The organism is Mucilaginibacter sp. L196 (assembly GCF_009765905.1).
Classification (GTDB): domain Bacteria; phylum Bacteroidota; class Bacteroidia; order Sphingobacteriales; family Sphingobacteriaceae; genus Mucilaginibacter.
In genome coordinates this window covers 1,252,488-1,276,981 of sequence record NZ_LMUO01000019.1, presented here as the reverse complement: position 1 = coordinate 1,276,981, position 24,494 = coordinate 1,252,488, and the positions used below count along the sequence as shown (strand labels likewise).

The 24,494-nt window shown below is 39.8% G+C and carries 22 protein-coding genes and 1 tRNA gene; 11 read left to right on the top strand and 12 right to left on the bottom strand.

What is annotated here, in order from left to right; genetic code table 11:
- Positions 1–5 precede the first annotated feature (5 nt).
- Together bglX and GSQ74_RS21895 are read right to left on the bottom strand one after the other, a co-directional pair.
- Complete coding sequence (gene bglX / locus GSQ74_RS21900; RefSeq protein ID WP_371724783.1) at positions 6–2,243, bottom strand: beta-glucosidase BglX; 2,238 nt, start codon at positions 2,241–2,243, stop codon at positions 6–8.
- A 226-nt stretch (positions 2,244–2,469) separates the two neighbouring features.
- The gene (locus GSQ74_RS21895) at positions 2,470–4,116 is read right to left on the bottom strand and encodes a DUF6377 domain-containing protein (protein WP_158996327.1); all 1,647 of its coding nucleotides are present in this window, start codon (positions 4,114–4,116) and stop codon (positions 2,470–2,472) included.
- A 510-nt stretch (positions 4,117–4,626) separates the two neighbouring features.
- On the opposite strand from GSQ74_RS21895, the gene GSQ74_RS21890 reads away from it, so the two are divergent.
- Positions 4,627–4,815 carry a DUF3606 domain-containing protein gene (locus GSQ74_RS21890; protein ID WP_158996326.1) on the top strand — a complete coding sequence of 63 codons (189 nt, stop codon included), beginning with the start codon at positions 4,627–4,629 and terminating at the stop codon, positions 4,813–4,815.
- A gap of 198 nt (positions 4,816–5,013) precedes the next feature.
- On the opposite strand, the gene GSQ74_RS21885 is transcribed toward GSQ74_RS21890, so the two are convergent.
- The 6 genes from GSQ74_RS21885 to GSQ74_RS21860 all read right to left on the bottom strand — a co-directional run bounded on the left by GSQ74_RS21885 (position 5,014) and on the right by GSQ74_RS21860 (position 8,751).
- A tRNA-Ser gene (locus GSQ74_RS21885) sits at positions 5,014–5,103 on the bottom strand.
- 105 nt (positions 5,104–5,208) lie between these two features.
- On the bottom strand, positions 5,209–6,186 hold the full coding sequence (locus GSQ74_RS21880) for a YihY/virulence factor BrkB family protein (protein ID WP_158996325.1): 978 nt from the start codon (positions 6,184–6,186) through the stop codon (positions 5,209–5,211).
- Positions 6,187–6,197: 11 nt separating this feature from the next.
- Positions 6,198–6,605, bottom strand: coding sequence for a thioesterase family protein (locus GSQ74_RS21875; protein WP_158996324.1), 408 nt, complete (start codon positions 6,603–6,605; stop codon positions 6,198–6,200).
- Positions 6,605–7,657, bottom strand: coding sequence for an endolytic transglycosylase MltG (mltG, locus tag GSQ74_RS21870; protein ID WP_158996323.1), 1,053 nt, complete (start codon positions 7,655–7,657; stop codon positions 6,605–6,607). The genes GSQ74_RS21875 and mltG overlap by 1 nt, the downstream gene beginning before the upstream one ends.
- A gap of 19 nt (positions 7,658–7,676) precedes the next feature.
- Complete coding sequence (locus tag GSQ74_RS21865) at positions 7,677–7,982, bottom strand: rhodanese-like domain-containing protein (protein WP_158996322.1); 306 nt, start codon at positions 7,980–7,982, stop codon at positions 7,677–7,679.
- A complete protein-coding gene (locus GSQ74_RS21860; protein WP_158996321.1) occupies positions 7,966–8,751 on the bottom strand; it encodes a PASTA domain-containing protein in 786 nt (261 codons plus the stop codon). Before GSQ74_RS21860 ends, GSQ74_RS21865 begins: the two co-directional genes overlap by 17 nt.
- A gap of 148 nt (positions 8,752–8,899) precedes the next feature.
- On the opposite strand from GSQ74_RS21860, the gene GSQ74_RS21855 reads away from it, so the two are divergent.
- The 7 genes from GSQ74_RS21855 (at position 8,900) to gap (ending at position 16,914) form a co-directional block, all read left to right on the top strand.
- Positions 8,900–9,883 (top strand): D-alanine--D-alanine ligase, encoded by a 984-nt coding sequence (locus GSQ74_RS21855; RefSeq protein ID WP_158996320.1) that lies wholly within the window; start codon positions 8,900–8,902, stop codon positions 9,881–9,883.
- 298 nt (positions 9,884–10,181) lie between these two features.
- Positions 10,182–11,297: an AAA family ATPase gene (locus tag GSQ74_RS21850; RefSeq protein WP_158996319.1), complete on the top strand. Its 1,116-nt coding sequence runs from the start codon at positions 10,182–10,184 to the stop codon at positions 11,295–11,297.
- 65 nt (positions 11,298–11,362) lie between these two features.
- Positions 11,363–12,619 carry a hypothetical protein gene (locus GSQ74_RS22700; protein WP_216846795.1) on the top strand — a complete coding sequence of 419 codons (1,257 nt, stop codon included), beginning with the start codon at positions 11,363–11,365 and terminating at the stop codon, positions 12,617–12,619.
- 633 nt (positions 12,620–13,252) lie between these two features.
- Positions 13,253–13,801 (top strand): transposase, encoded by a 549-nt coding sequence (locus tag GSQ74_RS21840; protein ID WP_158996318.1) that lies wholly within the window; start codon positions 13,253–13,255, stop codon positions 13,799–13,801.
- A 441-nt stretch (positions 13,802–14,242) separates the two neighbouring features.
- On the top strand, positions 14,243–14,638 hold the full coding sequence (locus tag GSQ74_RS21835) for a VOC family protein (RefSeq protein ID WP_158996317.1): 396 nt from the start codon (positions 14,243–14,245) through the stop codon (positions 14,636–14,638).
- A 472-nt stretch (positions 14,639–15,110) separates the two neighbouring features.
- Positions 15,111–15,953, top strand: coding sequence for a GlxA family transcriptional regulator (locus GSQ74_RS21830; protein ID WP_158996316.1), 843 nt, complete (start codon positions 15,111–15,113; stop codon positions 15,951–15,953).
- Positions 15,931–16,914, top strand: a complete 984-nt coding sequence (gene gap / locus GSQ74_RS21825) for a type I glyceraldehyde-3-phosphate dehydrogenase (protein WP_216846807.1) — start codon at positions 15,931–15,933, stop codon at positions 16,912–16,914. The genes GSQ74_RS21830 and gap overlap by 23 nt, the downstream gene beginning before the upstream one ends.
- Positions 16,915–16,988: 74 nt before the next feature.
- Here gap and GSQ74_RS21820 read toward each other — a convergent pair whose 3' ends face one another.
- The 3 genes from GSQ74_RS21820 to GSQ74_RS21810 all read right to left on the bottom strand — a co-directional run bounded on the left by GSQ74_RS21820 (position 16,989) and on the right by GSQ74_RS21810 (position 20,301).
- Positions 16,989–17,615 (bottom strand): bifunctional 2-polyprenyl-6-hydroxyphenol methylase/3-demethylubiquinol 3-O-methyltransferase UbiG, encoded by a 627-nt coding sequence (locus tag GSQ74_RS21820; protein ID WP_158996314.1) that lies wholly within the window; start codon positions 17,613–17,615, stop codon positions 16,989–16,991.
- A gap of 31 nt (positions 17,616–17,646) precedes the next feature.
- Entirely contained in the window at positions 17,647–18,633 is a 987-nt protein-coding gene (locus GSQ74_RS21815; protein ID WP_158996313.1) for an amidohydrolase family protein, read from the bottom strand.
- Positions 18,634–18,768: 135 nt separating this feature from the next.
- The gene (locus GSQ74_RS21810) at positions 18,769–20,301 is read right to left on the bottom strand and encodes a serine hydrolase (protein WP_158996312.1); all 1,533 of its coding nucleotides are present in this window, start codon (positions 20,299–20,301) and stop codon (positions 18,769–18,771) included.
- Positions 20,302–20,448: 147 nt separating this feature from the next.
- Here GSQ74_RS21810 and GSQ74_RS21805 point away from each other — a divergent pair, with 147 nt between their 5' ends.
- Positions 20,449–21,150 carry a diguanylate cyclase gene (locus GSQ74_RS21805; protein WP_158996311.1) on the top strand — a complete coding sequence of 234 codons (702 nt, stop codon included), beginning with the start codon at positions 20,449–20,451 and terminating at the stop codon, positions 21,148–21,150.
- Between the two features lie 63 nt (positions 21,151–21,213).
- On the opposite strand, the gene GSQ74_RS21800 is transcribed toward GSQ74_RS21805, so the two are convergent.
- Positions 21,214–21,642: a thioesterase family protein gene (locus tag GSQ74_RS21800; RefSeq protein ID WP_158996310.1), complete on the bottom strand. Its 429-nt coding sequence runs from the start codon at positions 21,640–21,642 to the stop codon at positions 21,214–21,216.
- A 198-nt stretch (positions 21,643–21,840) separates the two neighbouring features.
- Here GSQ74_RS21800 and rpsO point away from each other — a divergent pair, with 198 nt between their 5' ends.
- The gene (gene rpsO, locus GSQ74_RS21795) at positions 21,841–22,119 is read left to right on the top strand and encodes a 30S ribosomal protein S15 (protein WP_158996309.1); all 279 of its coding nucleotides are present in this window, start codon (positions 21,841–21,843) and stop codon (positions 22,117–22,119) included.
- 198 nt (positions 22,120–22,317) lie between these two features.
- On the top strand, positions 22,318–24,441 hold the full coding sequence (gene pnp / locus GSQ74_RS21790) for a polyribonucleotide nucleotidyltransferase (RefSeq protein WP_158996308.1): 2,124 nt from the start codon (positions 22,318–22,320) through the stop codon (positions 24,439–24,441).
- Positions 24,442–24,494: the final 53 nt, after the last annotated feature.

The following is a 24,494-nucleotide window of genomic DNA, read 5'->3' as shown; positions in this document are numbered from 1 at the left end:
ATGAATTATTTAAGAGTCAATTTTGTAGATTTTACATCCCGGCTATTGGTACCGATCATGACATCGAAATCTCCAGGTTCGGCCTTATAGGCCAGGTCTGCATTATAGTACTTAAGCATGTCGTTATCGATGGTAAAGCGTACTGTTTTTGCCTCGCCCGCTTTTAAATGGATCCTTTGGAATCCTTTTAGCTCCTTAACTGGGCGTACAGTAGAACCTACACGCTGATGGATATATAATTGAACAATTTCGTCACCATCTTCCTTGCCGTCATTTTTTACTTCGATAGCGGCGGTAACGTTACTTTTAGTACTAAGTTCCGAAGCGCTTAGTTTTATATCGCCGTAGGAAAAATGGGTATAACTTAAACCATAGCCAAAGGGATAAAGCGGTGCGTTTTTTTCGTCCATGTAATTGCTCCTGAACTTTTCAAATCCGTGATCGGAGGCAGGACGGCCAGTGCTGAAGTTATTGTAATACAGCGGTATCTGGCCAACGCTCCGTGGAAAGGTAGACACTAATCTTCCGCTGGGGCTAACTTTACCATATACAACATCGCCGATAGCATTTGCGGCTTCGCTGCCGCCAAACCAAACGTTCAATATGGCAGGGACATTTTTATCTTCCCATACTAGTGTCAGCGGCCGGCCGGTAAAGAGCACCAATACCACAGGCTTGCCGGTTTTTACCAGTTCTTTAAGCAAGTTTTCCTGCACATCGGGAATAGAGATGTCCGTGCGGCTGCTGGATTCGCCGCTCATTTCCGAAGCTTCACCCATAACCGCCACAATTACATCTGCCTTTTCAGCAGCCTTGATAGCCTCCGCTCTGAGTTGGTTATCGGTGCGATTGTCGCGATCCAGTTTTCGCCCGAACATTGTCCCATTGGCTTCCATGGTTGAATCGGCAAATAGATTAGAGCCTTTAGCGTAAATAATTTTGGTGTCCGGTCCGGCGGCAGCTTGCAAGCCTTCCACAACGGTTGCCGGTTTAGTAAGATCAGCTGCAACGCTCCAGGTGCCAACCATGTTTGAGCGTGTGTTTGCAAGGGGGCCGATTACAGCTATTGTTTTTCCTGGCTTCAGGGGTAGCAGGTGTTGTTCGTTTTTAAGCAGTACAAAACTTTCTGCCGCGGTTTTACGGGCAATTGCTAAATGTTCAGGCGTGTAAATGGATTTACTCGCGCGGCTTTCGTCACAATACTTATAAGGATTAGCGAAGAGACCCAGCTTGTACTTTGCTTCCAGCATTCTGCGACAGGCTGCATCGATTTCTGCCAAAGTAACTTTTCCTTCCTGGTAAGATTTCTTCAAGGTAGACAAGTACCCCTCCGAAACCATATCCACATCAAGGCCGGCTTTCAGGGCACGTGCGGAAACTTGCTGAATATTTCCAAGGCCGTGGTTAACAAGTTCACCTACGCCGCCATAATCTGCCACTGTGAACCCGTTAAAGTGCCATTGCTTTCGCAGCACGTCTGTCAACAGCCAGCGGTTAGCATGGGCGGGGGTGCCATTTACCGAATTGAAGGAAGCCATTACACTACCGGCACCGGCATCTACTGCAGCCTGGTAAGGGTATAGGTAATCATTGAACATACGGAAAGTGCTCATGTCCGCTGGATTATAATCACGACCTGCTTCTACAGCCCCATATAACGCAAAATGCTTAACACATGACATAATATCCGTGTTTGAGGAAAAGTTGTCTTTACCCTGGTATCCGGTCACCATCGCTTCGGCGATCCGGCCGCCAAGATATGGGTCTTCGCCGCCAGCTTCCGCCACGCGGCCCCAACGCGGGTCACGGGTGATATCAACCATCGGGCTGAAGGTCCAGCAAATGCCGTCTGAACTTGCTTCAATTGCCGCAATACGCGCGGATTGCTCAATTGCTGGCATATCCCAGGTACATGCCAGGCCAAGAGGAATAGGAAAGATCGTTTCATAACCATGAATCACATCCATGCCGAATAGCACCGGTATCTTCAGGCGGCTCTGCTCAACTGCTATCTTCTGTATGGCCCTGATTTTTGCCGCGCCTTTTATATTAAACATCCCGCCAACAAGACCCTTTTTTAGCCTTTCTGTACTTAGGCTGTTACCGCCTACACCGGTAACGATGTCTCCTTCCGTCTGAAGGTTTAGTTGACCGATTTTTTCATCGATGGTCATCTTTTTCATCAGCTGCGTAACGAACACATCCATTTTGGCATCTTTGGGTTGCTGGGCATGCAGCGTCACAGCAATGGCGCACGCCAGGAGCGTGGCTAATAATTTTTTCGGCATGGTATAGTTTTGGGTTTATATAGTTTGGTTGCCGTGAGACAACCGAGTGTAAAATTAGCGGGATAGGTTGGAAGGTTAAATAGCGCTATAAAAATAGTAGTGGATTTGTGTACCTACAAGTCTTATAATCAATTATTTATAAGATTTGTAGGTGCACAAAAAGTAGTATGAAGGAGTACTTTTACGGCTGGAAATCGATGCTGCCTATTTTCATCACTTGTGACTCAAACGTATCACGGGATACCGCCGCTTTATTACGCGCTGCTGTGCGATAGTTATAGATTGTACTTAGAGAATAGCGCAAAAAGGATGCGATTTTAACACTATCAGTGATGCCCAACCGGATTAAAGCGTAGATTCGTAATTCAGTGTTTAAAAACTCGCTGGCTTTTACTATTATTTTCTCCTCTGGCATCAGCAATGAATTGAATTCACAAACAAAATTCGGGTATAGGCTTAAAAAGATATTGTCAAATATTTTATAGAGTTCATCAGCCTCATTGTGGATCATTTGGGTAGAACGCAACATCCGGAACAGGTCTTCCAACTGTTTATCCTGCGCCTTTTTATTCAAGAGCTTACGGTAGTCTTCCAACTTATTGATGTACGTGGAGCAGAGATCGAAAAATTGCGCGATATATGTTTCCTTAACCTTGTTAGCTTCCGATAATTCTCCGTTAATATCATTCAGATGTACATTTTTCTCACTTATTTCTTTGTTTAGCGCGCTTAACTGCTTTCCGGTTTCATCCAGTTCCTCCTTTATCCCGGATATTTTCTTCATTTGCTTATAAAGGTAAATAACGGTTATTATAAGAAAGCCAGACAGGATGCTAATCAACGACAAATAGAATTTTAGTTCTGATTTTCCTTTTTCTTCTTTCTTCTGATAAGCGGAGTTAATTATGGTATACAGTTCGGACATATACGCTGTGCGAAATTTCACATTGCTAAAGATTGCATCCTGAATTGCCGACTGGGTAAATATATAAGCATGATTGATGTCACCGGTTTGATAGCAGGCTAATGCCAATGCCTGCATGGAGGCGTTATCCTTAATAGCGTTTTGCACGTCCACAATTGCTGATAATGCGTAATACCTTATGGCGGAATCTGGTTTATTCTGTGATTGATAACTGGATCCTAAAAGGTAGCTAGCCATAGCATAGTCGGCAAGACTTTTCCCTTTGGTAAGAAGCATAGGCTTCAATAGATCATCGGCAGCCTTGAAACTGTCGGAGTTAATATATTGTTGTGAAAGATTAATATCATACGCTGTTGAGGAACGTGGCAATATTTTTAACAAAGAATCACGATAAGATTTTATGCGGTTCCGGTTTGTCTGGGTATAAGTGCCGGAATTATAATGTTCATAAAGTTGTATCTGAGATTGGTAAAAGTCAATTAAATTCTGTCCGGATAAAGTAACCCGGTTTATGGAATTCAGCAAGTCTTTGGCTTCAAGGTATCGGTCTGAAGACGAATAAAGATTGGTTAACTGCAATTTGGATTCAACCAACAGATCGCCTCTATTGAGCTGTTGTGCTATATTTATGTTCCTGGTTGCATAAATTACAGCGGAATCGATCCGGAATTTTTGATACTCCTCGTATAGCAATTTATTAGCCTGATACTGATTGGTAGGGGATAAGGCTCGTAGGGTCATTTTTTTAATGACTTCAATGCGCGCCTCTTTTTGTACCGCAAACTCAGCTTTTTGACCAATAGCCAAATTGAGGGAGTTTAAAGCAATGGTTTGCGCATAGGTATTTTGGAAAAGTAAAGTGGTAAAGACAATGAGTATGATTGAAAAATATCGTGTGCACATCAATGTTGTAGTCGTATATTTTTTGACAATCTTATCCGTAAACTCATATAATGCGACCTTTTTTGATTGGTTATTTAATTCCACCATTCGAATTTACCTTTTCTGTTTAGCTATTTTATCATCTGTTAAATATGCATTTATGCCAATCATATATTTTTTTAAAGATAAGATCAATAGTTAAGAACTTTATTGGGGATTAGCATTCGCTGGCAGCTTATTCGCTCCAAGCAGAATGCAATCGCAAAAATTCTTCCTATGGAAATTAGGTATCATAAAGGCACATACATCAGCTTTAATATTACCAAAAGTTGTAAGTTATCCGCTCAAAACCAACAACTACACTTTGATCATTTACAACTAACTCAGGTCTTTCTGATCTTAATCCGATATGTGTTTTGCAAGACAGCTCAATACGTCGATGGTTAATAAATTGTTATTTTGTTAACATTAACTTTACATTAATGCTTTAATTATAGGCTAATTTTATAAACACTTAAAAATGTAATTATTATGGAAAGTTCAAATCAATTTCAGGAACAACAAAGTAACTCACATTTATCTGATGATGAGCAGGAATTAAACTATTGGTCTGAAGAATTTGGCATAGCTAAAGAAGAGTTATTAGCAGTACTTAAACACGGTGGTACAGTTGCAGCTGCGGTCGAAGCTTATGTTATGAAGCTTAAATTTGCAGTTTAAATCATAGTCATTTTAACAAATCCATCTCAAAAGCTGTACTGTACATTATTTCATCAGTATCTTGACTATTGCAAAGAGTTAGCTTTAATATTTTACAAAGTCATTAGTTGACGAACTGCGCCATTTTCGGCGTTAAGGCTTTTCGGAAAGACTCATCAAAAATAAAGCCCTGTAAATATTTACAAGGCTTTATTTTTTTGGCGGAGAGCTAGGGATTCGAACCCCAGGAACCTTTCACAGTTCAACAGTTTTCAAGACTGCCGCAATCGACCACTCTGCCAGCTCTCCGGGGACAAAAGTACAAATCCGGGCTGAATTGGCAAATATGATATTGCTTTTTTTTTAATACGGGGAAAATAGTCGATTAAGTGCGTGATAATGACATAATTAATTTTACAATTTATGCCCTTTTTCGATGCGAAAAGCGTTAAAATTGGGTTTTACGACCTTAATATTACGCTTAGCGAAGTCAATATTGGCGTTTAATTCGAATCCCATCAGAATAATTAACGAGTTTAAGTACAACCAAAGCATCACAACGATGAGGGTACCTATCGAACCGTATATCTTATTATAGGAAGCAAAATGGTTAATATAATAAGTAAATCCCAATGATGTTACTATAGCCAGGCCAGTTGCTAAAAGAGATCCTGGATTTAGAAAATTCCAGCGTTGTTTATGGGCAGGGCCATAGCGATATAATATGGATACTGTTACAAAAAATATAGTAACTACAATAATCCATCTTATTAAAGTAAAAATATAAATCCAAAAATGATGTTTGGTGAATATATGAGCTTGCAAAAAACTAAGTACTACCTGGCCACCAATCATAATAAGAATAGCTATCAATAAAGATATGCTTATGTAGATAGTAAGCACAAGGGCTACCCAACGCCTTTTAAGCCACGTACGGGTTTCTAATACTAAAGAAGACCTGTTGAATTGCCGCATCAAATTGGCGACCCCATTTGTGGCAAAAATTAAAGCTGATAAAAAACCGAATGAAAGCAATTTTCCATTTTGGTTTTTAATAATATCAACAATATTTGAATTGAAGAATTGGGTAGCTTTTTGGTTGGGCAATACCAATGAAATAAGGTCGATGAGGTTTTGCTGAAAATTATGAATAGGGATGTAGGGGATGAGCGTGAACATAAATATAGTTGCCGGAAAAATAGCCAGCATAAAACTATAAGCTAAAGACGATGCCTTATTTACCAACGTGCCGGTAAGAAATTCCTCAACAAAAAAAACAACTACAGAATATAACGAAAGCGAACCAAAGCCAGCGGGCTTAATGGATTGAGTCCACTGTATAAATGATTTGTAAAATTTAAATCGTAATAAAAAGCGGTTCAGCCATCTCATTTACCTCAAATCTACTTAAAATATGGCTTTAATTTATTAGCTAACTCTGTTGGAATAAAGCAAATACGATTAGTTTTCATATTAACAAATACCAATAACGTTTCCCCAGTATTAATCAGTTCTCCGGCTTCATTGGTTAGTTCATATGTAAAGTTCATGCGTGCGCGTGGCATTTCGGCAATAATAACTTTTATACTAATCTCCTGATCGTATAATGCCGGTTTTAGATATTTACAGTGCAACTCCACTACAGGCATCATCACACCTTGATCTTCCATAGATTTATAAGTCATGCCTAAACTACGCATCATTTCAACACGTGCTACCTCATAAAACTCAGCATAATTACCGTAGTAAACATAACCCATCTGATCAGTCTCGCCATAACGGACACGGATTTTAGTAGTGAACTCAAACATTAGTGTTTAATATTTCGCTCGTTAAGTGCCTGTTGAAAAGCATGCGCGTTTTTCAAATGATCGGTAACATTTGTAGCAAATGCATGGTATCCCGAGAAGTCTGCTTTAGCACACATGTAGATATAATCGCTCTTTTTGTAATCAAGTACCGAGTTAATTGCATTAATTGAAGGCATCATTACCGGCCCCGGAGGCAACCCGGTATGCAAATAAGTATTGTAGGGTGAGTTAATGGTTAAATATTTATTTAGTACGCGATGAATGGTGAAATCATTTTCTGCGAATATCACTGTAGGATCTGATTCCAGTTTCATACCCTTTCTTAAACGATTTAAGTACAATCCGGCTATAGTTGGCATTTCATCGTCATGCAATGCTTCTGCATCAACAATTGAAGCTAATATGGATACCTGTACCGGACTTAAATGTAATTCGTTGGCTTTTTGTGTGCGCTCGGGTGTCCAAAATTTGAGATAAGCGCCATACATCTTTTTAAAGAATTTCTCTGGCGATGTATTCCAGTACAATTGATAGGTATTCGGCAAAAACATGGTATAAACGTCATCCGTCGTAAACCCATATTTTTTTACAAAATCAGCAGAATCAAGCAAGTTGATAATTTTGGCTGAATCCGGTTCGATCTTTTTGCCTAAAAATCCTGCAAAATCAGTTTTTAACCGCATGGTGTGGAACGCTAATGTAACCGGGGTCTGCGTGCCTGAAGCCAGCATATTGATTAATTTCCTGTTACTCATCCCGGCATGAAGATGATACCTACCTGCTTTTACACGGGTAGTATATTTCATATTTTGCGCAGCCCAATTAAATGTTGTGGTGTCTTTTACTATACCTTCCTCTCGAATGGTTTTGTAAACATCATCATAAGTAGCACCCGTATGTATATATAAGAACTCCTGTTTATCGGTAACATTTGGCCCGAAGTAATTCAAATAATAAATAACGCAGGTAACGCCAAGGGCTATTACAATTATAAGTATCAGGGTGATTATAAATTTTCTTAATAAACTCCCGTTTGACTTTTTCTCAGCCATAGTAGATAACGATTTTTTTTTATTGTTTAATTTTTTGTAAAGCTATTAAGCCACCAGCTAAATTCCGAACATTTTGGTAGCCTTTTTCCTGTAATAATTTACATGCGGTTTCGCTGCGCATACCAATTTTACATATAACAACAATTTCATCAGTTTTGTTATAATCCAATTGATCTATACTGCTGGGTAGTTTAGATAAAGGTATGTTTTGGCCACCAATATTATAGGTCGAAAACTCAATTACTTCCCGAACATCCAAAAGATTAATAGCATCTCCGTTTTGTAATCGGGAATAAACTTCAACAGCACTAATTGGCAGGGACATCTGATTTTTTAGCTTGGGAAACCGTAAGATTTATCCTTGTACCTAAACTGGTTTTACTGGTAGAATCTGTTTTTGCAGGATATTGGGCTGTAACCACTACACTGCTCGAATCAGTAATCGTTCCCTCGTAGGTAATCGTTCCAACGCCTAAGCCCGCACCTTTTATCACAAATTTAGCGGCATCAAGGTCTTGATTTACCAAATCCGGTATATCTACTTCACTTGCACCGGCACCATTACCTATTACAAGGTCAACCTTTGAGCCTTTTGGCAGTTTCGTGCCCGGTTTGATGATCTGCCCGGCAAAATGAACTTCTAATATATGGTTAGCAATATCTGATTTTGTGGTGGTATCGCCAACCTTTAAGCCATAGTTTGATAGCGTAGCCACAGCCTCCATATAGTTCTGATCTTCCAGATCGGGGAGGGCTACGTTAGGTGCTAAACGGGTAACCATAGTCAGGTAAATAATACGGTTAGCTTTTACCATGGTACCTGCATCCGGATCTTGCTCAACAATGGTTCCGGGTGGTTGATCTGGTACATAAACGGAATCTATCTGGTAACCAAATCCCTGGTCGGTTAAGGTACTGATGGCCTTGTCTACCGACATCCCTTTTACAAGTGGTACAGGTGCACCCGAACCATGACGGGTATAATAATCTAAGCTTAAATAAGCTATAAAAACCAATAACAATACGGAACCAATTGCCGCGAAAAATGTATTACGGAATGATGTAGTTTTTAAGTAAGCCCAAAATCTGTTCATGTATCAGTAGGATATTAGCGTACCAAACATAGTGAATATTTCGGAATTTGGATTTATCGATGCCGGAATTTGCTGATTAACAGAACCAATTAAATTTTAATACTTCCAAATAAGAATTATAACAACAAACAAATATCTTTGATTTATCATGACAGTTAAAAATATCGCCCTTTGTGCCGGTGGTTATACCGGGGAGTATGAAGTATCTATCAACAGCGCCAAAAATATCGCCGCTAACCTCGATCCCGCTAAGTACAAGGTTTATACCGTGCTCATTAACCGCGACAGCTGGTTTCACGATACCGGCCACGAACACATCAGCATAGACAAAAACGATTTCAGCCTGACTATAAAAGGTGAGAAGATTAAGTTCGATTTCGCCTTTATAACCGTGCACGGCACTCCCGGCGAAGACGGCAAACTGCAAGGTTACCTGGATATGATGGGCGTTCCCTACAACACTTGCGATGCAACTACATCCGCCATTACCATGAACAAAGCCTACACCAAAACCATAGTACATGGTATACACGGGCTGCACGCCGCTCGTAGTATGCAACTGCACCGCAAGGATGGCCACGATGTAGCAACTATTGCTGCTAACCTTAAGTTCCCACTGTTTATTAAGCCGAATAACGGTGGTAGCAGCGTAGGCATGAGCAAGGTACATAACATTGCCGGACTGCCAGAAGCTATCGAGAAAGCTTTCCACGAAGATGATCAAGTATTGGTCGAAGAGTTTATCAAAGGCCGCGAGTTTAGTCGTGGTATAGCACGTATTAAGGGTAAGATTACCGTGCTGCCTGGTACCGAGATCATTAGTACTAAAGAGTTTTTTGATTATGAAGCCAAGTATACCCCCGGCGTTTCGCACGAGATAACCCCGGCTGATCTGAGCCCTGAAAAAAGCGACGAAATAGCCGAAATCCTAACCGAGATCTACCTGCGACTAAACTGCAAGGGCATGGTACGTATTGATTTTATTTTGTTGGATGATACGCAGGATTTCTATTTCATCGAGGTGAACACTACGCCCGGCCAGTCTTCAGCCAGCCTGATACCACAGCAGGTGAGGGCAGCTGGTATGGATTTAATGGAGTTTTACGGCGACCTGATAGAAGGGGCTTTCTAAGTACTGTACCAACATGGTGCATTGAAACAGGTGGTACATTTGGTACACTTTTTAGCCCAAAATCGCCCTAAAAGGTACTAAAAAGGCCGTTTTTAGATCTATAATTCGACTGAAATCGAGCTAAAAATGACTGTTTTTGCCCTGAAAAGTATCAAAAAACGCTTGTTTTAGCCGCTATTTCGACCAAAAATGCTAAAAATATTTGCATTTTTTAAGGTTTTTTCCGATATTTGAATACACCAGAAGCCTATAACTGTTCCGTTCTGATACAGTTTTACCGGCTCCCAAATTTATCTTCATGTATTATTCTAATAAGCCCGACCATTACGTGGAACGCCCCGCTGTGATCGAAGAAATTCGCGATGCTATCCGTGGCATTCACCCAATTACCAAACCTAATCAGCCCAAGCCAACCGCCTGGCAGCTCAAGCATCCTAAAAAAGAGATCAATGGTTCCGAACCCGAGTTTATCATCAAACGCGCAGGCAAATGGCTCAGAGATGGCGCTAAACTACCCGAACCCAAAATGCTATTCGATCGTTTTTGGTTCGAGGGTGAGCTGTGTATTATGTTTGCCGACACCAACTCAGGCAAGTCGGTACTGGCGGTGCAGATAGGGGATAGCATCAGCAAAGGCGAACCCATTGCACCACTGCAAATGACGGCTGCGCCATGTGGCGTGTTATATATTGACTATGAACTGAGCGATAAGCAATTTCAGCAGCGTTACTGTACCAAAAATAACTGGAACTATAAATTCAGCAATAAATTTTGTCGAGCGGTCACCAATCCGCAGGCTAATAAAATGTATAAGTTTAGTACATACCAGCAATATCTCGAAAACGAGATCGAAAATTCCCTGCTCATCGCCAAAGCCAAAGTGCTCATTATCGATAACATCACCTGCCTCAATTACGATGCTCACCACGCCACCGGCGCCCTAAACCTGGTGCGCAGCCTGCAAACCATCAAAGCCAAATACAACATCTCCATTTTGGTGCTGGCACATACTCCCAAACGCAACCCCGTAAAACCCATCACCAAAAATGACTTGCAAGGCAGTAAAATGCTCATCAACTTTTGCGACAGCGCCTTCGCCATCGGCGAAAGCCAAACCCAGCCCGGCATCCGCTACCTCAAACAGATCAAACAACGCAGTACCAAACAACACTACGGCCCCGAAAATATCTGCCTCGGTAAAATTGAAAAGTCCGGTAATTTCCTGCGTTTTAATTTTGATGGTTATGATTTAGAAACTGCGCATTTGCAGCGAAATAATGAAAAGTATCGGGAAACTGTGGAAGCGAAGGTAATGGCTTTGAGTAAACAGGGGATGAGTATTCGGAGGATTGCTGTGGAGTTGAATTTATCGGCGAGTACGGTTAATCGGGTAATAAAGCGAGTAAATTACTAACATTAGCATAAGGTGCTCATAGTCAAGTGTATTATTGCTAATAAATATAGCTATTTTAATGTTTTTTGAATGTTGATAAAAATAACGCTAATAAAAATAGCAATAGTGAATTAGTCAATATATTTGAATATATATATGCAATGAATATGGCTGACGAAATTATAACACCAATAGAGAAAAAAAAAGTTGTTAAAAAAATAAAATCCAAGGATTCTAAGATAATTTCCAAAGCAACTAATAAAGCAAATATTACGATCAAAAAAGATGCCTCAAAGCCTCAGAATAAAAGTAAAATAGAAAAACCTCAAAAAAACTATCCTTCTGTAACTTTAGAAAAATGCCTAAATATAGCATTGAAAATAAAAGAGTTGAATGGTGGAAATCCTTGGACGCCTAAAGAAGTCTCTCAGGCAATCAACGTTAAGGGCACAATGGATTTCTTTTATACAACATCTTCCTCCAGAGATTTTGGATTAACCGTCGGTACAAGTAGTGCAAAACAAATTGAATTAACAGAATTTGGCAGAGCTATAGTATATGCACCTAATCCTGATGTCGAAAGAAATAATAAGATTCAGGCATTTTTAAATATACCAATTTTTAAAAATGTACTTGAATATTATAAAGGAAGTATGCTTCCTGAAATGAAATATTTAAGTAATACACTTGAACATCAATTTAAACTAAGTCCTGATTTTCATGAAGAGTTTTCGCGAGTTTTTAACGAGAACTGCAGATATTTAGGTATAACAACTGGGGAAAATTTAACTGGTAAATTAAGTAATACCTCAAATGGTGTATCTAGATTTACCCCAACCACAATAGTTGTCGGAGAAACGAAAAAAGGAAAATTGAAGGCTTTTGTAATAATGCCTTTTGTAGAAAGAGATAATAAGCGGCCTTTAGGTTTTTTTAAAGAAGTTTTAGATAGTCTATTAATTCCAGCTGGAATTGACGCTGACTTTACAATAGAAACTGCGAATAAACAAGGTTCGGATGTAATCCAATCTACTATTATAAATGATTTACTTGAAGCAGATTTAGTAATTGCTGACCTAACCGACCATAATCCTAATGTACTTTTCGAGTTAGGTGTAAGGATGGCTGCTGACAAACCTGTTGCATTAATAAAAAGTAAAGATACGGGGCGAATATTTGACGTTGACAATATGCTTCGGGTTTATGAATATAATCCAAACCTTTGGAAATCAACAATAGAAAAAGACGTTCCCGAATTAAAAGAACATTTTAGAGCGGCTTGGGATAATAGAGATAGTGAAATGTCTTATATGAAGATATTGAGAAGAGAGGCTCAAAAATAATTTCTATTAAAAGTGTTTTTTATAACAATTACAACATCCAATAACTAACTAATTTAGTTTAATTTAATTAATATATATCAATAATTATGCAAAGAGTCATTACTATATCAGACACCGGTTTTACACATTCAAACAATTCTGAAAACTTTAATGTGGATGAACATGTTGAACTAAATAAAATTTTGGCAGAGGGTTATAAAATTCAAAATGTTATAGCAAGGGAAAGATCAGTAACATATGTTTTATCCAACAGTGATCATGATAATAGACCAGTGGTCGCTATATAGCTGATATTTTTTAGTTTCCGCAGGGTCCCCCACTGGTTTAAGAGTTAGCGCAGCGCTCTTAAACCCACCATGAAAAACAAAGACTCCGTCTGGCTTATGAAACGAAAATTTTGTGGTATACCAAATATTCCCTCACTGGTTTAAGAGTTAGCAACGCGCTCTTAAATCCACCATGAAAAACAAGGACTCCGTCTGGTGTATAAAACGAAAAGCTTTCCAATAAACAAACATTCTGTTATTTTACCCGGACGGAGTCCTTCATCTCCTGCTTGGATTTAAGAGCGCTGCGCTAACTCTTAAACCAGTGAAACTTTTTTATTACCTTCAGCGCCATAATCTAAACTACATGGCTACCCGCTACCATTTCGGCGATAATGAAAAACCACATTTTATAACTTTTTCGGTTGTTAACTGGATAGATGTTTTTACCAGAGAGAGCTATACACAGATATTACTTGATAGCCTACGATTTTGTATTGAAAAGAAAGGTTTACGACTGCATGCATGGGTAATAATGAGTAACCATGTGCATTTAATCGCGTCAGCAAAAGAAGGATTTAAATTAGCTGATATTATGCGGGATATGAAAAAGTTTACCAGCCAGCGAATTATTGCTGCCATTACAGAAAACGAGCAGGAAAGCCGTAAAGACTGGCTGATATGGATGTTTAAAAGAGCAGGGGCACGTAATAAGAATAATGAAACTTACCAGTTTTGGCAACAGGATAATCACCCAATTGAACTAAGTACCAATGAAATGATGGATCAGCGATTAGATTACCTGCACAATAACCCTGTAAAAGCTGGTGTGGTTTGGGAGCCACAGCATTACAAATACAGCAGTGGTGTCGATTACTATTCAGAAGGCAAAGGGTTACTACCGATTGAAATATAGTTTAGGCTGTTAAGTATTTATGTGCTTTACCGGACGGAGTCCTTCATTTTCTGCTTTGTTTAAGAGCGCTACACTAACTCTTAAACCAATAGGAGAGGAACCCGAATAGAAAAAAGCACAAACTCTCCGTTAACCGCCCAAAAACGGCATCGTCTGGCTCGGCTATCACAGGCCAACTAAAAGCACTGACAATAACAGAGGCAGACGCAGCCGGGAGTTTTCTTTGGTTACTTTTCTTTGACGGCCAAAGAAAAGTGCGCGCTTAGCGCAACGATACCAAAGAAAGTCAAACGACAGTACAGTAAAAAGCTTGCCTTATTCCTCACAACAATGACACGCGAATATTCCCCAATAATTAAAAAGAAGAAAAATATATCCAACCCTCCTGACATACTGTTGTCACCACGCCAATTTACCTTCGTGAAAAACAAATAACACATCATGAATTTAACATCATTAAGAATTATAACCGCCGACATTAAGCGTTTAGTTCAATTCCTTGAAAAAATAACCGGTTTAACTGCTACATGGTACACGGAGGATTTCGCAGAAATAGTTACCAGTACATCGACCTTAGCTATAGGAAGTACGAAAACAATGGCCCTGTTTGGCGGAGAAATTGCACAGCCTGCCAGTAACAAAAGTGTAATTATAGAATTTCGGGTTGAAGATGTGGATACTGAATATGAAAGGATTAAAGATTTAATCAGCGATGTTGTTCAGAAACCAACAACAATGCCATGGGGAAACCGCTCGTTACTATTCCGCGATCCGGACGGTAATTTAATAAACTTCTTTACTCCGGTTACACCCAAAGCCATCGAGAAATTTAGTTAATATGAACAGCCGCCTCACAAGTAATCATGAGGCGGCTGTTATTGTTTTGTTACTTCAATTACCAGGCAACCTCTCCTCGCTACCGCAAGCGCAATGTCATTAAGTTAAGCCCCACCTAAATCCTCCCCGGTAGGGAGGACTTAAAAAAACAAACGCGGGCGAAGCTAAAGTCTCCCCTTCCGGGGGAGATTTAGAGGGGGCTATATGCTTGGCGCCCCCTTAACTTAATGACATTGACCGCAAGCGTCCCGCTTGTGAGTTCGCTCTGTACAGCAACGAGTTTGCTTCGTTCCTTAAAACAATGCTCTTTGTGGAAGAGCAACAATCACCAACCCAATGCCTATACTTCGACTACGCTCAGTATGACACCCTACTGCGCTTAAGGCAAAGAAATGCTCTTCTTCAAAAAAAGTGGCCTAAACTGTATAATTTAAGTCCTTTGAGACAGCTATTATAAACAGTAATTTTGAATATGCCCAGGAAGAAAATCGTAATTGTAATATTATCCCGTAATCATTTGATGGATTTTTCCGGGCCGGCTGATGTTTTTACGTATGCTAATGAACTACGAGATTGTTATGACATAAAATTGGTTTCGCCCACTGATAACCTGACAGAGTTTTACGGAGGTATTGATACCTTACTGCTAACCGGAAATGCCGACGAGCCGGGCTATGAACTTTTCTTCTCCTGGCTGAGAGGAGAACACGACAATATCCGCAGAATAGGTTTTGTAGGCGTTGGTTCTGCCATTTTAGAGAAAACAGGACTACCTCTCGATCGAAACTACTTCCATTCCAGGGACGGACATGTTTATACATCTGGCGGGGTATCCTCAGGGATTGATCTTGCTTTGGCGATGGTGGAGGAAGACTGCGGCAAAAGGGTTGCATCGCACATAGCCAGTAAACTTGTATTTTTTTATTTGAGCAGACAGGTTTATCAGATCCAGTTCGGCAATATGGTTGATAGTTCGCCTTTGGTAGAACAATTAAAGGGATGGTTAGCAGCGCACCTGCACGAGTCATTATCTGTTAACTTGTTAGCGGAAAAAATGAATATGAGCACTAGAAACTTCACCCGTGTATTTACCCGACAAACAGGGCTTTCACCTGCGAAATTTATTGAAAAACTCCGTGTGGATGAGGCTTGCAATTTGCTGGTGAAAACTGATGAAGCGCTTGAAGAAATTGCTTTGCGTTGCGGGATGGGTGGACTAGTATCTATGAGGCGGTTATTTTTAAGGCACCTGATGGTTACACCATCTGAATACAGAAGACTTTTAAAACTACATAAACATGAAAATAGCTATTAATGGCTTTGGCCGAATCGGGCGCATGACGCTTAGGGCCTTGCAAAACAAACCTGATATAGAGGTTGTTGCGATCAACGATCTTACAGACTTGCAAACGCTGATCCACCTGTTGAAATATGACAGCGCGCATGGGCGTTTCCCTGGTACAGTTGAGGAGGAGGGTGGTTCGATGATGGTTAACGGAAAGAAAATTCTTTTACTGAGTGAAAAAGACCCTAAAAATTTGCCATGGGGAGATTTAGGCATTGATGTGGTGATCGAATCAACCGGCCGTTTTACAGATAAGTCTGCCGCTCAGGCGCATATTGATGCAGGTGCTAAAAAGGTATTGATCTCCGCTCCGGCAACTGGTGGGATAAAAACAATTGTACATGGCGTCAACAATCATTTAATCGGCGGCGACCAAATTTATTCGACAGCTTCTTGTACTACAGGAAGTATAGCCCCGGTTTTGTATATATTAGATAAAGAGTTTGGAATTGAATCGGGTTTTATGGCAACGGTACATGCTTTTACGGCTGATCAGCATTTACAGGATGCGCCACATAAAGACCTCAGGAGAGCACGCTCTGCACCTCATTCGATCATTCCAACCACTACTGGCGCAGCCAAAGCGATAGGGGATGTGCTACCCGAATTAAAAGGAAAACTGGACGGTTTTTCATACCGCGTTCCGGTAATTGACGGCTCAATTGTTGATCTGTCAATCAATCTTAAAAAAGAAGTTTCGGCTAAAGATCTGAATGTCATATTAAAACACTATGCTGACAACTCGTTGAAGGGCATTTTAGAATATACCGAAGAACAGTTTGTATCGGCGGATATACTTGGCAACACCCATAGCTCTATAGTAGATGGCAATCTTACAAAGTCAATTGGAAAACTGGTTAAGGTAGTTGCTTGGTATGATAATGAAGTAGGTATTTCCAACAGAATAGCCGAATTGGTTTCGGAACTTTAATCTGGCTTTTTCGTTTAGTTCCCGCAGGGTCTCTCTCAAAGAGAACCCTGCGTTACTTCATCCGTAGACTTTCTTTATTTATCCCCTTTTTTACATTTGATCAAAAAGAAAGGATAGCTTTCATCGATCTCTGTGATTTCAAATAATCCACTCTGGTCAAATTCTGCATGGATCGATTCTCTATCATAAAAAAACATTTTAACCCCATCAAATATTTCATAACGATCTTTACTGATGAGCTTGCCTTTGCCATAAGTTGCAGCTTCTTTCGAAATAACTGTAAAAACCATATAGCCACTATCAGTGAGTTGATTATAGCAATCACCAATCAACTTTTTCCGCTCGCTACTGTCTAATAAATGAATTAAAGCATAGCAAAATATTCCATCATATTTGCATTGATCAAATGGCATATTAGTTACGGAGCCATGATAAATAGTCATACCAGTTCCGTAATGTTTTCCTGCCATTTCAATAGCTGTTTTTGATATTTCTATCCCTGTTACTGTTATTCCACTATCCCTGAAAATTTGTGCATTGCGCCCATAACCAATTCCGGGGATGAGTATGTTCTTTACAGATTTTTGAATAAAAAAATCTCTTGTCAACACTGCAGAATGTGCTGGTTCAAATCCCCACATTTCTTGCTTCTCAATAAAATTAGACTCCCAAAATTCGGTCTTTCCGGCCTTATCTGCCATAATCTCTTGTCTATATGTTTAATAATACCATTTATACCTTTAATTTCAACAGTTTGTCAGCATTACTATGAGCAATTTTCGCTACCTGTTCATCAGGTAACTCAATCGCATTCAAAAATTCAATACCCATTTCGTTTGTGCTGAATGGATAATCAACAGAAAACATAATGTTATCGATACCAAAAGTATCTAAAGCAATCTTTAATGGTGGCTGGGTAAAAAAGCCGCTGGTAGTAATGTGAACCTGATCGCGGAAAGTATCGGTGAGCGTACGCTGGTTAGCGCCACCGTTTCCGGGTTTAAAAGCTTTTTCCGACCTTGCCATCATCATCGGCAGCATTTCTCCCATATGGCCAATAATTAATTTTAGTTTGGGATACTTATCGAAAATGCCTGAAAAAAGCAGGCGTAGAACATGAAGCGCTGTTTCTGAGTGCCATCCCCAGCCATAACAGGCTAAAGCTTCCGCCATACCCGAATAGTTGGGCAGTCCGCTATAGTAAATGTCAGCAATGCCTTTTGGGGGAAGGCCAGGGTGCAAATAAATCGGTACGTCCAACTTTTCAGCCCGTTCAAATATCGGTGCAAATTCAGGCTGATCTAAAAACTTATCTTGTGTCAGTCCCCGAATCATTGCGCCACGAAAATGGTATTCTTTTACAGCCCGTTCCAATTCATCGGCCGCGGCGAGGGGGGCTGTCATCGGCAAATGAGCAAAAGCTGTAAACCGATTCTCAAAACCAGCAATCCTTTGCGCGATCAGGTCATTGTATTGCATCGCAAAAGCCGGACCTTCCTGTGCACTCAATAGATTAGCGCCTGAGCTATCCACAGAAAGTACCTGCACTGTAATGCCGTTATCATCCATTGATTTTAAACGCTCGCCGGTAATATCGGCCAGTTTTGGAGCTATTCGCTGCATAACTTCCGACTGGCCAAATCCGCCCAAAGCCTCTTTGGGTATTTGGTTAGCCATCTCTGGGAAGGATATATGTTCTTCAAGTGTAACTATTCGCATGTTAAATTGATAAATAAGATGTCTGCAGCATACTATGGATGTTCACAATATACAATGCAAAGAAACGCACTCAACTTACAAACCGCAATGCACTATTGATGGTAGTAATAGGATTATTCATGGATTAAAATGGATTTAATTCTTCAATCCACCCAATACGCATTCTATCAGCAATTTATTAGCAGGTGATTGCGTATTGTAATTGCCTGCCGTTACAACAGCTACCATATTTTCATCGGGCCAAATAAAAATACGCTGACCGCCGTTACCTTTGGCCGCGATGCCTCTATATTTTACGCCATTAGGAGCGGTCAAATCATCGCACCACCATAAATAACCGTAATTTATTCCATCAACCACACTTTGTTTGCTTAATGATTGTGCTACATAATCCTTTGGTACTACTTGTTTGCCGTTCCATACGCCGCCATTTAAGTACAATAGGCCAAATTTAGCCATATCGCGCGGAGTAAGGTATACCTGTCCGTAGTCATCCTGGTGGCTTTTGTTGGGTGCATAGTTCCATATAAAATCAGTAATGCCTAACTTATTAAATAGATTCTGCTGGGCAAAATCATGTAACGATTGGTGCGACACATTTTCAATGATCTTATCTAGCAATTGTATATTCCCTGAGCAATACGAAGCAGCCTCACCAGGGTTACCTGCCATTGGCAAGTCGAGCATAAACTTAATCCAGTCCTCAGTAGGGTACATCTTACTCTCGTTTCCCGGCGACTTTGGATCATAATCATAACAAGCAAAACCCGACTGCTGGGTAAGCAAATTTTTTATGGTGATCTGATTTTTTCTTGGGTCAGGGTTTTCCGGGTGATATTCCGGTAAATAAGTAAGCATAGGTGTATTCAGGCTTTTGATAAGGCCCTTGTTTATGGCAATACCCACCAATGCCGATGAAAAGCTTTTTGTGGCCGATCTGAGCTCTTGTAGCGTTTCAACATCGTACTCATAAAAATATTCTTCTAAAATCAGTTTACCATCCTTAATAATCAATATGCTATGGATCCCCGGATAGGTATGGTCAACAATACGGTTCATTAATGTTCGTATAATCGCGGTATCTAAACCCGAATTAACCAAAGATCCTGTTTGTAACCCGTCGTTTTTTTGTTTCGGTATAGTGTATTGGTAAACAAATTTCTCCCCGTTAAGCTGCCTTGCATACCACATTTTATCAGAGAAGGTCACTTTCGGAGTAATCAGTTTATAAACAGTATCCGGTTTATCATTTTGTTGCTTATAGCCAATAATATTGCCACCATCCCGAATAAACTGAACCTGGGTATTTCCTCCATCTAAAAAAACATCCTTACTGTAAGGTCTTAGTTTATACATCGAAGTACCAATCATCGCGTAAAGCATGGTATCAATAGGCGATGCCGCTATTTGTAACGTTTTATTGTTTTCGTATTGATATATACCCTGGTAAGTTTTAAGCTCAGCGTAGGGAACCTTATAAGTTGTTTGGGCGAAACCGTTCGTGATGGTGAACAGCCCAAAAGCAATTAATAAAAAAAAATGGTAAACTTTCATGGTGGTAATATGATGGCTACGAGGGCTTACAACTAATTCAAATATAGATGTTTTAATAAGATTATTTGATACATACTTACGCTCATTTATAACGTGAATTAGTCTGCTTTTCAATAATTAATTAGCAGTATTTCAAAACATTATATGGTTTTACTGTTATATAACTGTAGCTACTTAACGTAATAAATTAAGTTATTTCGCATTCGTCCTAAACTTGTTATTGCAACAGCTTTATCATCACATTTTAGCCCTACCTTTTATATGTCATATTCCCATAAAACAAAAGAATTTAGAGGTACCCTGCATCAGGAAGAAGACACCAGTGCAGCTGAATTGATCATTGCTAATAAGGAATTGTTATTTCAAAACCAGGAGAAAGAGGCGCGGGCAGCTGAATTGGTCATTGCTAATAATGAACTTTTATTTCAAAATAAAGAGAAGGAAAACAGGGTTATTGAACTCGCCTTTCAGAATAGCGAAAAAGAAAAACGTGCAGCGGAGTTAGTTGTAGCCAATATTGAACTTGCGTTTCAGAATGAAGAAAAAGAGAAACGCGCGGCGGAATTAATAATGCTTAACCAGGAACTTACTTACCAAAATGAGGTGAAAGATCAATTCGCTTTTGAATTAAAGCAGGCTTACAAGAAAATAAGAAAAGCAGATGAATATTTAAAAGAGCATATGAAAAGCCTTGAACAAATGACGTTTATGACGTCTCATAGGGTAAGAAAGCCTGTAGCCAACATTATTGGACTAACTGGCATTATCGGCGATTTTATAAATTCGCCGGCTCAGTTAAAAAGACTAATAAATTATATTAAGCTGTCTGCCACGTCGTTGGATATGTTTGTAACTGAATTCACCTTGTTTATAGGTGAACTCGAGAAGAAAGGGATAGCCGCTAGTGATTTTACTACCCAATCTATTACGGATGATCGGGATGTCAATCGACATATTGCTTAGTATTTGGTCGATTTTCATCACAGGTGTTCGGAAAATTAAAAAGGGGGAATACATACCACTTTCTTACTCCGCCACACAATTCTTGCTATCCACATAATGCTCAATTATATCCTGTGGTATAGCCATTCCTTTGCCGGTAGTCATGTTTATCATCACAAAATCAAACCAACCATCGCAGCTGATTTTGCCGGTTGCTTTGCTTAGTATCTCAAAATGAACCCTACACTTTTTCTCGTTGATGCTATCAATACGGGTTCGCACCAAAAAATAATCGCTCATTTTTAGGGCACGCTTGTAGTCCATATAAACCGTGCTTACCAACCAGCCCATGCCCCGTGCCATAAATTTCTCCATACCCAAACCGTAGCAACGCTCCATCTGATCATATCGAGCAGCCAATACATAGTCAAAGTATTTGCTGTTATGCACATGGTTAAACATGTCTATATCATCAGGGCGAACACGTAGTTCGGTTTCGTAGGTCTTATACATGGTGGTAATTCAAAAGTAATAATTCAAAAAGTATCGGCTGTATATAATAAATACAAAATTAACATTATTGTTTACTCAATTTGTGGCTATAACAAGTTGCAAATCACTTTTGAATTTTGATTTTTTACTTTTGAATTTAATCCCTATCTTTGCGCCACAATTAACAAAAATTATTAACACTTTAGTATTATTCACGTAATGTATTTAAGTAAAGAATGGAAATCAGAGATTTTCGAAAAACACGGTAAATCTGCTACCGACTCCGGCTCAACCGAAGCACAGGTTGCTTTATTTACCAATCGTATCGCTCACTTAACCGGGCACTTAAAAAAGAACAAACACGATTTTTCAACCCAGTTGTCTCTTCAAAAATTAGTAGGTAAGCGCCGCGGGTTGCTTGCATACTTGTACAAAAAAGATATAAACAGGTACCGTGCTATCATCAAAGCCTTAGCGCTTAGGGATATCATCAAGTAATATCTGCAAGTTTTTAATAAAAAGCCGTCTCAAATTAAGGAGATGGCTTTTTTACTTTAACCACCAAAATTATTCCCCTAAAATACCAATACCCCCCTGTACTATTTAGGTACAGCATATCCGCTCAAAAACAATATATTTACACACAAATAAAATCGATGCGCCCTAAAGATGAAAGCGCATCACAACACAAAAAAGATGAATGTAATTAAAAAAGTAATCGATTTAGGTGACGGCCGCACCATCGAGATCGAAACAGGAAAACTGGCCAAACAAGCTGATGGATCAGTAGTAATAAAAATGGGTGATACCATGTTATTGGCTACTGTGGTTTCATCACCCGATGCAAAAGAAGGCGTTGATTTTTTACCCCTTTCTGTTGATTATCAAGAAAAATACGCTGCCACAGGTCGTATACCAGGTGGATTTTTACGCCGCGAGGCTCGTTTATCAGACTATGAGGTATTAATCTCTCGTTTGGTTGACCGCGCATTGCGCCCAATGTTCCCTGAAGATTATCATGCTGATACACAAGTAATGATAACTTTAATTTCAGCTGATAAAGATATCATGCCTGATTGCTTAGCTGGTTTAGCTGCATCAGCTGCATTATCAGTTTCTGATATCCCTTTCAATGGCCCAATATCCGAAGTTCGCGTTGCTAAAGTTGATGGTAAATTAGTTATCAACCCAACTTTAACCCAATTGCAAACTGCAACGTTAGAATTTATTGTAGCAGGTAGCGAGCATGACATTAACATGGTTGAAGGCGAAAGCGCCGAAATTCAGGAAGCTGAATTAGTTGAAGCCATTAAATTTGCACACGAAGCTATTAAAGTACAATGTTTTGTACAAAAGCAATTAACAATTGAAGTTGGCAAAACCGAAAAACGTGCATACAGCCATGAGCACAGTAATGATGAGCTAGAAAAAGCCATTTACGCTGCTACTTATGATAAAGTATATGCTATCGCTGCTGAAGCTTCAGGTAAAGACGAGCGTGGTGCTAAATTTAAAGCAGTACGCGACGAATACATCGCTACTTTAGGCGAGATTGATGATGTTACTAAATTCTTAGCTAAAAAATACTATCACGATGTGGAGTATGATGCTATCCGTAACCTGGTATTAGATGAAGGCAAACGCTTAGACGGCCGTACAACTACCCAGATCCGCCCGATATGGAGCGAAGTTGGGTATTTGCCATCTGCACACGGTTCCGCAGTATTTACCCGTGGCGAAACGCAATCATTAACCACTGTTACTTTAGGTGCTAAGGATGACGAGCAAATGATTGATGGCGCGTTTATCAACGGTTACCAAAAATTCCTATTGCATTACAATTTTCCTGGTTTCTCAACTGGTGAGGTTCGCCCTAACAGGGGAGCAGGCCGCCGCGAGATTGGTCACGGTAATCTGGCTATGCGTTCATTAAAACGTGTATTGCCTGCCGAAGACGCAAACCCATACACTATCCGTATAGTTTCTGATATTTTAGAATCTAACGGTTCATCGTCAATGGCTACGGTTTGTGCCGGTACATTGGCTTTGATGGATGCAGGTATCAAAATCACCAACCCGGTATCAGGTATCGCTATGGGGTTGATCACTAATGAAATGGGTACTAAATACGCTATTCTTTCTGATATTTTAGGTGATGAAGATCACTTAGGTGATATGGACTTTAAAGTAACAGGTACTAAAAATGGCATTGTTGCTGTTCAAATGGACTTGAAAATCAATGGTTTATCATACGAAGTTTTAATAAACGCTTTAAACCAGGCTAAAGAAGGCCGTTTGCACATCCTTGGCGAAATGGCTAAAACCATTACAGCTCCACGCGAAGATTACAAACCACATGCACCACGTATCATTACCATCCGTATTGATAAAGAGTACATTGGCGCGGTAATCGGCCCGGGAGGAAAGATCATCCAGGAAATGCAACGCGAAACCGGTGCTACTATCTCTATCGAAGAAGTTGGCAACCAGGGTGTAGTTCAAATATTTGCTGATAACAAAGAAGCTATTGACAAAGCTGTAACCCGTATCAAAAACATCGCTTCAAAACCTGAGGTTGGTGAAATATACGAAGGTAAAGTAAAATCAATTATGCCATTTGGTGCATTTGTTGAAATTATGCCGGGTAAAGATGGTTTACTCCACATCTCGGAAATCGACCACCGCCGCATCGAAACTATGGATGGAATATTCCAGATAGGTGACGAGGTTCGTGTTAAATTGCTTGATGTAGATAAACAAGGCAAATTAAAGCTTTCACGCAAAGCATTATTGCCTAAACCAGAATCTGCAAATCAATAATTTAATTGAAGATAAAAATTGTAAGGCCCTCCAAAAGAGGGCTTTACTTTTTA